The 13,959-nt window shown below is 56.2% G+C and carries 9 protein-coding genes; 3 read left to right on the top strand and 6 right to left on the bottom strand.

The features are described from left to right. Window positions 1–101 precede the first annotated feature (101 nt). Window positions 102–1,058: a ribose-phosphate diphosphokinase gene (locus WGC32_RS07795; protein ID WP_191509357.1), complete on the bottom strand. Its 957-nt coding sequence runs from the start codon at window positions 1,056–1,058 to the stop codon at window positions 102–104. 102 nt (window positions 1,059–1,160) lie between these two features. Beyond that, window positions 1,161–2,525 carry a bifunctional UDP-N-acetylglucosamine diphosphorylase/glucosamine-1-phosphate N-acetyltransferase GlmU gene (gene glmU / locus WGC32_RS07790; protein ID WP_342681291.1) on the bottom strand — a complete coding sequence of 455 codons (1,365 nt, stop codon included), beginning with the start codon at window positions 2,523–2,525 and terminating at the stop codon, window positions 1,161–1,163. A 426-nt stretch (window positions 2,526–2,951) separates the two neighbouring features. Between glmU and ppdK the strand changes: the two genes are divergently transcribed. Next, complete coding sequence (gene ppdK, locus WGC32_RS07785; RefSeq protein WP_342681290.1) at window positions 2,952–5,588, top strand: pyruvate, phosphate dikinase; 2,637 nt, start codon at window positions 2,952–2,954, stop codon at window positions 5,586–5,588. 101 nt (window positions 5,589–5,689) lie between these two features. Here ppdK and WGC32_RS07780 read toward each other — a convergent pair whose 3' ends face one another. The 4 genes from WGC32_RS07780 to WGC32_RS07765 all read right to left on the bottom strand — a co-directional run bounded on the left by WGC32_RS07780 (window position 5,690) and on the right by WGC32_RS07765 (window position 11,292). Continuing rightward, window positions 5,690–6,241: a hypothetical protein gene (locus WGC32_RS07780; protein WP_342681289.1), complete on the bottom strand. Its 552-nt coding sequence runs from the start codon at window positions 6,239–6,241 to the stop codon at window positions 5,690–5,692. Between the two features lie 151 nt (window positions 6,242–6,392). Then, window positions 6,393–8,924, bottom strand: a complete 2,532-nt coding sequence (srtB, locus tag WGC32_RS07775; protein ID WP_342681288.1) for a class B sortase — start codon at window positions 8,922–8,924, stop codon at window positions 6,393–6,395. A 44-nt stretch (window positions 8,925–8,968) separates the two neighbouring features. Then, window positions 8,969–10,141 carry a tRNA uracil 4-sulfurtransferase ThiI gene (gene thiI, locus WGC32_RS07770; protein ID WP_191509361.1) on the bottom strand — a complete coding sequence of 391 codons (1,173 nt, stop codon included), beginning with the start codon at window positions 10,139–10,141 and terminating at the stop codon, window positions 8,969–8,971. Further along, on the bottom strand, window positions 10,138–11,292 hold the full coding sequence (locus WGC32_RS07765) for a cysteine desulfurase family protein (protein ID WP_342681287.1): 1,155 nt from the start codon (window positions 11,290–11,292) through the stop codon (window positions 10,138–10,140). The genes thiI and WGC32_RS07765 overlap by 4 nt, the downstream gene beginning before the upstream one ends. 169 nt (window positions 11,293–11,461) lie before the next feature. On the opposite strand from WGC32_RS07765, the gene ypeB reads away from it, so the two are divergent. Beyond that, entirely contained in the window at window positions 11,462–12,802 is a 1,341-nt protein-coding gene (ypeB, locus tag WGC32_RS07760) for a germination protein YpeB (protein WP_342681286.1), read from the top strand. Window positions 12,803–12,928: 126 nt separating this feature from the next. After that, complete coding sequence (locus WGC32_RS07755) at window positions 12,929–13,957, top strand: SPFH domain-containing protein (RefSeq protein ID WP_342681285.1); 1,029 nt, start codon at window positions 12,929–12,931, stop codon at window positions 13,955–13,957. Window positions 13,958–13,959 lie beyond the last annotated feature (2 nt).

Here is a 13,959-nt window from a genome sequence, read left to right as displayed (position 1 = left end):
CAGGAAAAACCTGGCTCTATTTTTATGGCAGTCTCTAGGCTGTCCGCCCTCTCCACGGTTATGTAGAACCGGCGTCACGGCGGCATCCCTCATCGGGAAAATTAGACAAACAGAGGAGAAACCGGCTTATCCTCATAGATGCGCTCAATGGCCTCGGCAAAGACGGGAGCCACCGGGATCATCTGAATCTTGCTGCACTTTTTGTCGCCCAAGGGGATGGTATCCAGAAGCACCAGCTCCTTGATGGCGGACTTCTCAATCCGCTCGATGGCCGGTCCCGACAGGACGCCGTGGGTGGCGCAGGCATAGACTTCTTTGGCGCCGCCCTTTTCCACAATGGCGTTGGCGCCGTTGCACAGCGTTCCGGCGGTATCGATCATATCGTCGACCAGGATGACGGTTTTATCCTTCACGTCGCCGATGATATTCATGACCTCGCTGACATTGGCCTTGGGCCGGCGCTTGTCGACAATGGCCAAGGGAGTATCCATCCGTTCGGCAAACTTCCTCGCCCGGGTCACAGAGCCGAGATCCGGGGAAACTACCACAATGTCGTCCTTGCAGTCTTTAAATTTCTCGATAAAATGGGGCACCAGGATGGGCACGCCCAGCAGGTGATCCACCGGGATGTCGAAAAAGCCCTGGATCTGGGGCGCATGCAGGTCCATGGTCAGGACACGGTCCGCGCCGGCGGTGGTGATCAGATCCGCGCAGAGCTTGGCGGAGATGGGGTCTCTGGCCTTGGCCTTCCGGTCCTGGCGGGCATAGCCGAAATAGGGGATGACCGCGGTGATCCGGCCGGCGGAGGCCCGTTTGAAGGCGTCGATCATGATGAGAAGTTCCATGAGGTGATCGTTGACGGGCTGGCAGGTGGACTGCACCACAAACACGTCGGAGCCTCGGACCGACTCAAAAATAGAACAGGAGATTTCCCCGTCGGAGAAGGTGACAACGTCGCTCTTTCCTACGGGAAGCCCCAATTCCTTGGCCATCCGGTACGCCACGTCCTTGTTGGAGTTACCAGCGAAAATCTTGATATCCTTACCGTGAAGATTCATAGTTTTGACTCCCTTTTTTTATTTTTGCTTCCAACCGATGCTTCTTAATATCCTCTAAAGTGCCGGGGAGTGAATCCCCCGGACTTCTGTCCGAAACAATGGCTACTTTTTCAGCTTCTTGATGGCGTAGCCGGGCTTATTTTCCTGACGGGAGCGGCCGATGGCCATGGCTCCGTCCGGCACATCCTTGGTGATGGTGGAACCGGCCGCCGTATAGGCGCCGTCCCCGACCCGCACCGGGGCGATGAGATTGGTATTGCAGCCGATAAAGGCCTGATCCCCTACGGTGGTGCGGGATTTGACCCGTCCGTCGTAGTTGACGGTGACACAGCCGCAGCCAAAGTTGACCCCCCGGCCCACGTCGGAATCCCCTACGTAGGTCAGATGGGGCACCTTGGTCCCCTCGCCGATGTTGGAGTTCTTAATCTCCACAAAATCGCCGATTTTTACCTTGTCAAAGATCACTGTATTGGGCCGGATGTGGACATAAGGTCCCATCTTCACACCCTTGCCCACCTGGGACTGATAAATCTGGGAGGCGTTGATGATGCAGCCATCCCCGATGGTGCTGTCCTCAATGCGGGACATGGGGCCGATGACGCAATCCTCCCCGATAACCGTGTCTCCCAGCAGCATACATCCTGCCAGGATCCGGGTATCCGCTCCGATCTGCACGTCCGGAGCAATGAGGACCCCGTCGGTGGAGACAAACTCCACCCCGTTTGCCATGTGCTTCTCGATGACCCGCATCCGGGCAATTTCGCCCAGCCTGTGCAATCCCTGGCGGTCGTTGGCTCCCAAAATCACATCCGGATTCTGAGAAAGATATCCGCTGACCCGTTTTCCTTGCTGCACGGCGATCTTCACCGTGTCGGTCAGATAATATTCCCCTTGGCTGTTCTGCGGGGACAGCTCCACAAGGGCTTTCTGTAAAAAGGCGCTGTCAAACCAAAAAGCGCCGGAGTTGACTTCTGTAATGGCCCGGGTGGCCTCGTCGGCGTCAGCCTCCTCCACAATAGCGGCGATGGCGTCTCCCTCCCGGACAATCCTTCCGTATCCTGTGGGGGAATCCAGCCGGGCAGTGACGACGGTGACGGCGGCCTCCGTCCTGGTGTGAAGGTCATAGGCTCCCAGAATGGCGGCCTGATCAATAAAAGGAGCGTCTCCGCAGAGCACCAGGACATCCCCCTGGGTCTCCCGCAGAAACTCCATAGCCTGAGCCGCTGCATGGCCGGTGCCCAGCCGTTCTTTCTGCTCCGCAAAGGAGCAACCCTCAGCCGCTTCCCGAACCAGCTCCCCGTTTTTGCCGGTGATGACGCAGATTTTTTCAATTCCCGCGTCTCTGACGCTGCGAAGCACCCACTGGATCATGGGCTGCTCCAGCACCCGGCAGAGGACCTTGGGGTATTTGGACTTCATTCTCTTTCCATCCCCCGCGGCCAGGACCAAGGCGCAAACATCGTTCAATCCATCCGCCTCCCCTTAATCTTTATCCTATGTTTTTTAAAGCTCTCTGCCAGTTTCTTTTCCCAAAGCCGGCAGATGGGCGCAATTGTTTACATTAAATATTATGGCAACTTTCCGGCCAATTTGCAAGGGTTTCTTTGAAATTGAGCAGAAAACCAGGTATTTCCCACAAAACAAATAAATTTGAGAAAAATCTTCTCAAAAATATGGAAAACTCCCATTGAATTTGTTATACTAATAATTGAGCCTGTCCTGGGTCCGAAAAATGGCATGAGAATGCCGTTTTTTGGACCGTCTTTGGGTGGTTTCCCCCTGTGGGAGGCGGCCCATCAGGAGTGTGAAATGCGGCGGGCAGCGTTTTGTGTATGCGTTTCCGCCGTTTTTGCCAAACCAGAGGCAATCAATATTTCAGGAGGTAGATTACCAGTGAGCAAAAAGTACGTGTACATGTTCTCCGAGGGCAACGGAAAAATGCGTGAGCTCCTCGGCGGCAAAGGTGCAAACCTGGCTGAGATGACCAATCTCGGCATGCCTGTACCCCAGGGCTTCACCGTCTCCACCGAGGCTTGCACCCGGTATTATGAAGACGGCAAGAAGATCGGCGACGACATCCAGGAGCAGATTTATGAGTGCCTGGGCAAATTGGAGCAGATCGCTGGCAAAAAATTCGGCGACATGGAGAATCCTCTCCTGGTTTCCGTTCGTTCCGGCGCTAGAGCTTCCATGCCCGGTATGATGGACACCATCCTCAACCTGGGTCTCAACGACGAAGTCGTAGAAGTCATGGCCAAGAAAACCGGCAACCCCCGTTTTGCTTATGACTCCTATCGCCGCTTCATCCAGATGTATTCCGACGTCGTAATGGAAGTGGGCAAGGCATACTTTGAGAAGCTCATCGACGAGATGAAGGAGAAAAAAGGCGTTAAGCTGGACACCGAGCTGGACGCTGACGACCTGAAAGAGCTGGCTCGCCAGTTCAAGGCTGAATACAAAGCAAAGATCGGCAAGGATTTCCCCTCCGATCCGAAAGAACAGCTCATGGGCGCTGTGATGGCTGTTTTCCGTTCCTGGGACAACCCCCGCGCTATCTACTACAGAAGAATGAACGACATCCCCTCCGATTGGGGTACTGCTGTTAACGTGCAGATGATGGTCTTCGGCAACACCGGCGACAATTCCGGTACAGGCGTTGCCTTCACCCGTAACCCGGCCACCGGCGAAAAGAAACTCTTCGGTGAGTTCCTCATGAACGCCCAGGGCGAAGACGTGGTTGCTGGCGTTAGAACTCCTCAGACCATCGATCAGCTCAAAGAGGTTATGCCCGAGTGCTATGAGCAGTTCGTCAAGATCTGCGATACCTTGGAGAAGCATTACCGCGACATGCAGGATATGGAGTTCACCATTGAGGACAAGAAACTCTATATGCTGCAGACCAGAAATGGTAAGAGAACCGCTGCCGCCGCTCTGAAAATCGCCTGCGACCTGGTGGACGAGGGCATGATTTCCGAGCAGGAAGCTGTTGCTATGATCGATCCTAAATCCCTGGATGCACTGCTTCATCCCCAGTTTGACGCTGCCGCTCTGAAGAACGCAAAACCCGTTGCAACCGCTCTGGCTGCTTCTCCGGGTGCTGCCTGCGGTAAGATCGTCTTCACCGCTGAGGACGCTACCGAGTGGGCCAAGAAGGGCGAGAAGGTTGTCCTGGTCCGTTTGGAGACCTCTCCTGAGGACATCGAGGGTATGCATTACTCCCAGGGTATCCTGACCGTTCGCGGTGGTATGACCTCCCACGCAGCTGTTGTTGCACGTGGTATGGGTACCTGCTGCGTATCCGGCTGCGGCGATATCAAGATGGATGAAGAGAACAAGTGCTTCACCCTGGCTGGCCGCACCTATCACGAGGGTGATTATATCTCCCTGGATGGCTCCACCGGTAACATTTACGGCGAAGCTCTTCCCACCGTCCCCGCATCCATCTCCGGTGACTTTGGCCGGATCATGGGCTGGGCCGACAAATACAGAACTCTGCAGGTTCGCACCAATGCTGATACTCCTGCTGACGCTCAGAAGGCTGCTTCCTTCGGCGCTCAGGGCATCGGCCTGTGCCGTACCGAGCACATGTTCTTTGATACCGACAGAATCCCGGCTATGCGTGAGATGATCGTCTCCGAGACCGTGGAGCAGAGAGAGAAAGCACTGGAGAAACTGCTGCCCATGCAGCGCGGCGACTTCGAGGGCCTCTATGAAGCAATGCAGGGTATGCCTGTTACCATCCGCTTCCTGGATCCTCCTCTCCATGAGTTCCTGCCCACCGCTGAGGAAGACATTGTCGCTCTGGCCAAAGAGATGAACATGACCGTAGAGGCTCTGAAAGCTGTTATCGCTTCCCTCCACGAGTTCAACCCCATGATGGGTCACCGTGGCTGCCGTCTGGCTGTCACCTATCCGGAGATCGCTGCGATGCAGACCCGCGCTGTTATCGAGGCTGCCATCAATGTGATGAAGAAACATCCGGATTGGAACATCGTTCCTGAGATCATGATCCCGCTGGTTGGCGAAGTCAAAGAGCTGGCTTATGTCAAGGGTGTTGTCACCGAGACCGCTGACAAGGTTATTGCTGACGCTGGCGTCAAGATGACCTATAAAGTTGGTACCATGATCGAGATCCCCCGTGCAGCTCTCACCGCTGACGAGATCGCACAGGAGGCTGAGTTCTTCAGCTTCGGCACCAACGACCTGACTCAGATGACCTTCGGCTTCAGCCGTGACGACGCAGGCAAGTTCCTGGGCGCTTACTATGACAAGAAGATCTATGAGTTTGATCCCTTCGCTAAACTGGACCAGAAGGGCGTTGGCAAACTGGTAGAAATGGCTGCAAAACTGGGCCGTCAGACCCGTCCGGACATCAAACTGGGCATCTGCGGCGAGCACGGCGGCGATCCTTCCTCTGTGGAATTCTGCCACAAGGCTGGACTCAACTATGTCTCCTGCTCTCCCTTCCGTGTGCCAATCGCACGTCTGGCAGCAGCACAGGCCGCTATCAAATATGGCGATTGCAAGTAAGCTACGATCCTGAAATAGATACACAACCGAAAAAGGGACGCGGAAAAAACCGCGTCCCTTTTTCTTTTATTAAAGCGGTGGAGGCCCCTCCGCTTTTTTCTTTACTCTAGGCTTTCAATGACATCCAGCATCTCCCAGCCATCCACCACCTCATAGCAGGACACATTGTCCCGGTTATAAAAGGAGGGGAAATATTTGATCAGGTAAACCTTTTCCTTATAGGCCACCAGTTCCAGCCGGCTCCACACCTGGGGATTATCCAACAGGGGAGAGGAGGTATGAGAGACCGCTTCTCCCAACTCCATCACCCGGTCCCCGGCCCGAAGGAGGCTGTTGTAACCCCACAGCCCTACACCGGTCAATGCGGCGTCTGGAAGTTCCTCCTGAAGGAGGGATCCTTTCTCCCACTCTACATCTTCCAGAGGGATCTGGCCCAGTACATCCGAAAAGGCCAGGGATCCGCCTGGGGGCGCTACATATTGGTTGATCTCATCCGACGTCAGACTGGGAAGCAAAGAAAAAACTGCGATGACCGCAGCAATAGCCGCCACAATCAAACCCAAAAGGGAGAAGAGGATGATCTTTCCCCAGGGCCGCTTTTTCGGCGGCTTGCTCTTTCCAAAGTCAATGACCGTTACGTTATGCCGCTGCATTTCATCCCCGCCTTTTACGGTGAATTGGGGCATCTTCTGCGCCGAGACGCCCTTTTCTGGATTCCTTGTTATTATATCATAGATGGAGGAAGAAAATCTTCCTATTTTGCAAAGATAAAAGGAAGCCCCGCTTTTATAAGCGGGGCTTCCTTTACCCAATGGTGGGCGGTTCCTCTGATTCAGGCAGGGACTCCGTCTCCTCTGACGATGTATCTGGGGGAGGCGTCTGAGGCGGCGTGGTCGTTGTAGTAGTTTCAGGTGGTGTCGTTGTTGTTGTGGTCGTCGTCTCAGGCGGGGGTGTTGTTGTGGTTGTAGTTGTTGTCTGAGGCGGCGGGGTAGTTGTGGTAGTTTGAGGAGGATTGGTCTGCTCCGGCGCGCGGGTGGTCTGCGGCAGGGTGGTGGTGGGAGGCGCCTCGGTGGTGCCGATGACCATATTCACAGCGCCCTCTGGCTTGGTGCCGCCGTAGAGCTCATACCACACGTCGGGGTAGAGAGGCTGGGGATTGACTGTCGCCTGGGAGACATCCACCGTGGGATCCTCTCCCTCCCGGACCCGGCGGGCTACTACCACAAAACGGGCCTCATTAAACTCGTAGGTACAGGTGGAAAGGGTCAGGAGGGTATCGCTGGTGTTCACATCCACACCGGTGTTGATAATGGTGCGCAGGCTCAGCTGGTTGAGGAACTGGGCCATATTCTCCTCACTGGTGGCGTTGATAAAGTTGTGGTAATCAAATACCGGTCCGTGCTCCGGCAGGGTGTTGGTGACAAAGATGGAGATGATCTTATACTGTCCTTCCCGGTAAACCGAGTCATAGTTGATGACAGGATGCTGCTTATAGTATTCCAGATCCCGGTAGTTGATCAGTTCTCCGAACATCTGGCCGTCCTTCATGTTGTGGCCGAAGATGATGGTGTTGGTGCTGGGGGCTTTCTGATCCACCCGCTCATCCACGAAGGGGACGCCGTGCTGGTTGCTGGCTCCGGTAAAGTCCCGGCGCAGGTAGTATTCCCCGTCGTCCTTCTCGGTCTGCATCACAGGGTAGTCCACAATGGTGCCGTCAATGGAAAGCCATCCGGCGATATCCGGATTCTGTTCATAGAGAGCCGCGAACTCCGCCAAATAATCATCGGGATAGCCGTCGGGGACCTCACCGGTGCCCAGCAGTTGGCTCAGGTTCTCGTTGAGCTGTTTATTGTGATAGGATTCATAGAAGTAGCTGCCGATATAGATGGCCGACGCCGCGAAGACAATGACCGACAGCAGCAAAATGATCTTACGGATTTTATCTCTCATGGTATCCCCTTTCTGCGGGAGGAAGGTGGCGGCCAGCCGCTTATACCAGGGCTTTTTCACCCCGGGGGCGGAAGAAGCTTTACTGCCCTGCTCCAGCACCCGGACCTTGCCGGCCAAGGCCGATGCCACAGGGGTACCGGTCTTCTTCAGCTCCTCACCGTCCAGCAGATACTCCTGGCCCAAGGCCATGGCCGCTGTAGCGGCGGCGCTTTTAATGACAGGCGCGTTTTTCCGATGGTTGGCGGCGCTCGTTTGCTTAACCCAGACGTTTTCCCCATCGGAAACCGCCACATAGGTCATGCCGGGCAGACTTTCCCCGCCGCCGCCTTCAGCACAGACGGCAGCCAGTCCCAGATGGGCTTCCCCCGCTTCTCTGGCGCCAATGGCCATGGCCGCGGCAGCCTGGGGACTGTATTCGCCGTATTTTTTCAGTATCTTCTCCGGGATGCCCAGCACCTGGTGCCGGGCCCGGTCGGAATTGGCCATAATGCCAAAACCATAGACGGCAGCGGCCCCTGCCACTCCAGAAAGGCGGCGTTTGAGCATGCCGCCGGTGCCCAGCTCAGCGGTGGCCACCGTCATCTGCTCTTTATGCAGGCGTCTGACAAAGGCTTCCTCCATGGAAGCCGCGTCGATGCCGCAGACATAAGGCTCCAATCTGGCAACGATGGATTTTACCACCGGCACCGCCATGGATTGGGCTTCCCCCATGGTGGAGGCCGCGGCAGTCACCCGGATAAAGGGCTGCCCCTCTTTTTCATAGACGCAGACTGCTGGGTTCTGACGGGCGGCCAGTTCCCCCAATTGTTTGGCTGCGCCTTCCCCATCCAGGTTCATCAGGGCGATGGTCCTGGATGCCACCTGGGCCTGGCTTCTTCTGGCCAGGAAGGGGAAAACCTCATGGATGAGCATGGGCAGATATTCCCCCGGCGTACCGGGCAGCATAATGACGCTTTGATGGCCTTTGACCATGGCAAAACCCGGCGTCATCCCAATAGTATTGGGGAACACCGTAGCTCCTCTGGGAATCATAGCCAGCTTCTTATAGGATGGGGGCATCATAGCGCCCCGCTGTTCGCATTTGTCCTCCAGGATCCGCAGTTGGGTGGAATCCAGCTCCAGCTGCATTCCCAGCCCCCGGCAGACAATCTCCCGGGCAAAGTCATCCTCACCCGGTCCGATTTTCCCGGTGATGATGATGACGTCGCTTTTGGGCAGGGCCGTTGTGAGCAGCGATACCAGCTTCTGCTGGCTCCCCGCCGCGCTGGCCTGTCCCTGCACATGGATCCCGATGGTTTCCAGCTCCTTGAGCAGATTTTTCGCCTGGCTTCCCGCCAGGCTGCCCAGCAGCTGTTCCTCACCGGCACCGATGAGATATGCGGTCATCAACTTCCGCCTCCTTCGATATACGTAATGTTATATAAATGCAATTATATGCTAATTGTAATCTGTTCCATCCCCGCTACCGCCTCGTCAATGAGAGCCTGTTCCTCCAGCGCCTCTTCTTCGTGGAGGATGGAGGCCAGCTTGGGACGGGTACGGGGATGCTTGGGGGTAAATACAGTACAGCAATCCTCATAGGGAAGGATGGAGGTCTCAAAGGTGTCGATCTTTCTGGCGATGGTGACGATCTCATCCTTATCCATGCCGATGAGGGGGCGCAGCACCGGCAGCTGGGTAGCCACATCGGTGCAGGCAATGGCCGGGATAGTCTGACTTGCTACCTGGCCTACGCTTTCCCCGGTGATGAGGGCCTCGCAGCCGTAGCGTTCCGCCGCGATCTGGGCGATCTTCATCATATACCGGCGCATAATGACGGTAAAGTATTCCTCGGCGCATTTGTCCCGGATTTCCTCTTGAATATGGGTAAAGGGGACCACCAGGGTGGTGATTCTCCCCGAGTAAGCACACATCTTTTTCACCAGGTCCAGCACCTTGTGCCGGGCCATATCGCTGGTGTAGGGAGGGCTGACAAAGTGGATGGCCGTCAGCTCCAGCCCCCGGCGGGCCATCATATAGCCGGCCACAGGGGAGTCGATGCCGCCGGAGATCAGCAGCATTCCTTTTCCCGCCGAGCCAATGGGCATGCCGCCGGCGCCGGGCAGCTGTTCCCCCCGGACATAAGCCGCGTAGTCCCGGACCTCCACCGTCACCGTCAGGTCGGGATGGTGGACATCCACCCGGAGATGGGGGAATTTTTCCAGCAGATAGCCTCCCAGTTCCGCGCAGATTTCCGGCGACTTCATGGGAAAGCTCTTATCGGAGCGCTTGGCTTCCACCTTAAAGGTTTCGATTTCCTCCAGCTGGTCGGCCAGATACTCCGCCGCCGTCTCCTGGATTTTGGAAAAATCCTTTTCCACCACTGCAGCCCGGGCAATCCCCGCAAAGCCGAACACCTTGGAGAGGCGGTCGAAAGCGCCGTCGATATCGGCGTCGGGGCTCACCGGCTCGCAGTACATGGTGGACTGGGATTTGTAGATTTTAAACTCTCCCAAATCCCGGACCCTGCGGCGGCAGGTCTTCATGAGCATGGATTCAAATACCGATTTATTCAGCCCTTTCAGGGCAATCTCCCCGTATTTGAGGAGGATGATTTCATTCATATGTGTACAGTTCCTTTCTTTCCCTGCCGGAAACGGGGGATGAGGGAGGTCAACGTTTCCACCAGCATCTCCACCTCTTCCATGGTGCTTTCATAGGTGAAGCTGATCCGCAGGGCGCTGTCTGCCCGGCTCCGTTCCATCCCCATGGCGGAGAGGACATGGCTGGGCTCCCCCTTGGCACAGGCCGAGCCGGAGGATACATAGATGCCCTGCTCCTCCAGGGCATGGAGCATGATCTCAGACCGAATGCCCAAAACCGATAGGTTGAGGATATAGGGCGAGGCGTCTGCCGGGGAGTTGAGCACCACCCCATCCAGGGCGGCAAGCCGCTCCCGCAGGACCCGGTTAAGCTCCGCCACCTTCTCCTGGGAGGGGAGCATCTTTTGGGCCGATTCCTGAGCCGCCGCCGCGAAGGCGGCGATCATGGGCACCCCTTCGGTGCCGGGGCGCAGCTTCTTCTCCTGCGCGCCGCCGTAGAGGAGGGGCTGGATCCGCACCCCTTTTTTCACATAAAGGGCGCCCACCCCTTTGGGCCCGTGGATTTTGTGGGCGCTCACCGACATAAGGTCCACCCCCAAGCGGGAAACTTTGAAGGGGATCTTGCAAAACGCCTGGACCCCATCACAGTGAAAGAGCACCTCTTTATTCTTCCGGCGGATCAGCCGTCCGATTTTGGGAATATCCAACACAGTGCCCAGCTCGTTGTTCACCAGCATAGTGCTGACCAGGATGGTGTTTTCATCCACGGCCTGGGCAATTTTTTCCGCCGGCAGGGTGCCGTCCGGCTCCGGCGGGACAAAGATCACCTCAAAGCCCTCTGTTTCCAGCTTCCCGGCCGCGGCGATCACCGAGGAATGCTCAAAGGCGGTGGTGACAATCCGGTTGCCCCGCCGCTTTTTGGCCCGGGCGGCGCCGAAAAGGGCCAGGTTATTGCTTTCGGTGGCGCCGGAGGTAAAGGTCACTTCCTCCCGGTCGCAGCCCAGCACACCGGCGACCGTTTCCCGGCACTGCTGCAAAAGCAAAAATGCGTCGATCCCCCGCCGGTGCAGGGAAGAGGGATTGCCCCAAACTTCCTCCATGGCGCGCTTTGCCGCCGCCACCGCTGACGGGGATACCGCCGTTGTCGCCCCATTGTCCAGATAGCATTCCATAAAAAAATAATTCCCACCTATCCCGCTTTTTTTGCCAAAAAAGCGTGTCGTAAACAAAGACATTATACACCAGATGCCCCCCAAGTTCAAACAAACCCGCCTCATTTTACATATTTGTAATAAAAAAGGAAAATATAGTGATAAATCCGTGACGGGAAGGAAGTCTTTCATGAAAAAACGTACCATGATCCGCATCATCAGCTATCTCACCGCCCTGTTTTTGGTGCTGGGCATCAGCGCCTTTCGGGGCAATTACCATGCCATACAATATCAGAACGCTCTGGAGAGCAGCTACCGGAAATCCCTGGATGAGCTGACCAGCCTGATGGGCAACATCCAGAACACCCTCCTCAAGGGCACTTATGTGGGAACGCCGGCCCAGCTCTCCATGATCTCCGCCCAGCTCTGGAAGGACGCGGCCTCCGCCAAATCCTGCCTTTCCAGCCTGCCGGTGGGGGAGCTTCATCTGGAAAACACCTACCGCTTCCTCTCCCAGGTCGGTGACTTTTCCATGGCCCTTTCCAAGAAGTCTATGGAGGGGCAGGATCTCAGTTTAGATGAACGGGAGAGCTTCGAGAGCATGATCGACTACGCCCAGACCCTGGGCAATGACCTTCTCAGCCTGGACGACTATATCAACACCAGCGGCACCGCCCTGGGAGAGCTGGCCGACTACTCCGACCAAGAGGATACCGACGATCCCGGCGTCGCCACCCTAGGCTCCGGCTTTGAGGAGATGGAGGAGGGCTTCACCAGCTATCCCAAACTGATCTATGACGGCCCCTTCTCCGACCATCTCACCGACCGGACACCGGTGATGACCCAGGGACAGAGCACCGTTACCCGGGCCGCCGCCCTGAAAAAAGCGGCCGCAGCGGCCATGGTGGATCCGGAGGCCCTTTCCGACGCGCCGGATGAAAACTCCAAAATGCCCCTCTACTGCTTCTCTGGGGAAAACATCAATGTAGGCGTCACCAAGCAGGGTGGGTATCTCTGCTATATGAGCGTAAGCCGCGACGTAGGCGATCCAGAAAAGTCGGTGGATAACGCCTTCACCATCGCCTGGGAATATCTGGAGAAGGTGGGGATGGGCTCCATGAAGGACAGCTATTACGAGGTGGCAAACGGCATCTGTACCATGAATTTCGCCTATGAGCAGGACGGCGTCATCTGTTATCCCGACCTGGTCAAGGTGGGGGTGGCGCTGGATACCGGCAGCGTGGTCTTTTTTGACGCCAGAGGGTATCTGATGAACCACCAGGAGCGGGAGTTTTCCGCCCCCATGCTGACAGATACTACGGCAAGGGAAATCCTCAGCCCCTCCCTTACCGTCCAGTCCCAGAATATGGCCGTCATCCCCACCAGCGGCATGAATGAGGCTTATTGCTATGAATTTCTCTGCGAGGGCAGGGAAGGGCAGAAGGTCCTGGTCTATATCAACGCCCGGACCGGTGCGGAGGAACAGGTGCTGATCCTCATCGAATCGGATAACGGGGTGCTGACCGTATAATAAAATTAAGAAGCAACAGAGCGGGCCGGAAACATCATTTCCGGCCCGTGATTTTTTTGAAAAGGCATTGACAATTTTATATCTTGATGATATTATTTTGATATCAAATCTAGGAGGGATTTTACAATGCAGGAAAAGGTTCTCAACAATAAGAAAAATGGTATGGCCTTTCTCTTTCTCTTTTTGCTCTTATATTTAGCAGCCATCGGCGGGGTCATCTTCAGCGCCTTCGGCCTTTCGGAGGTAGTTGTCTCCCCCTGGACTGTGGTTTTGTTCGTAATCAGCCTGGTGTGGCTGACGCTGGGCTGGATCCCCTTCTGCGGGCTGAAGGTCCTCAAACCTCAGGAGGCACTGGTTCTGACCCTGTTCGGCAGGTATATCGGCACCCTGAAAAATGACGGGTTCTATTTTGTCAACCCCTTCTGTTCCAGCTTTAACCCGGCGGCCACCACCAAGCTCAGCCAGAGCGGCGATGTGGACGCAGGGGGGAAAAAGCCCATTGTAGTGGCTTCCACCGCCTCTGCCTCTGTGGAGCTGCCCAGCAAAAAAATCTCCCTAAAGGTTATGACCCTTAATAATTCCCGGCAGAAGATCAACGACTGCCTGGGCAATCCGGTGGAAATCGGCATCGCCGTCATGTGGCGGGTGGTGGATACCGCCAAAGCGGTGTTTAACGTGGACAATTATAAGGAATATCTCTCTTTGCAGTGCGACAGCGCCCTGCGCAACGTGGTGCGGATCTATCCCTATGACGTGGCCCCCAATGTGGACACCACCGGGGACGGCATGGCAGACGAGGGAAGCCTGCGGGGTTCCAGCGAGGTGGTCGCCGCCCGGATCCGGGACGAAATCCAGGCCCGGGTAGGGGACGCCGGCCTGGAAATCATCGAGGCACGGATCACCTATCTGGCCTACGCTCCCGAAATCGCGGCGGTTATGCTCCAGCGGCAGCAGGCTTCCGCCATCATTGACGCGAGAAAGATGATTGTAGACGGCGCTGTGGGGATGGTGGAAATGGCTTTGGAGCGGCTAAGCGAAAACAACACCATCACCTTGGATGAAGAACGGAAGGCCGCCATGGTTTCCAACCTGTTGGTGGTCCTCTGCGGCAACCATGACGCCCAGCCGGTGGTCAACTCCGGCAGCCTATATTAATC

Source organism: Zongyangia acetica, from assembly GCF_038739695.1.
In the GTDB taxonomy this organism is placed as follows: Bacteria; Bacillota; Clostridia; order Oscillospirales; family Ruminococcaceae; genus Zongyangia; species Zongyangia gallinarum.
Note: the sequence above shows the minus strand (reverse complement) of the source record. Positions and strands in the feature narration are given on the sequence as shown.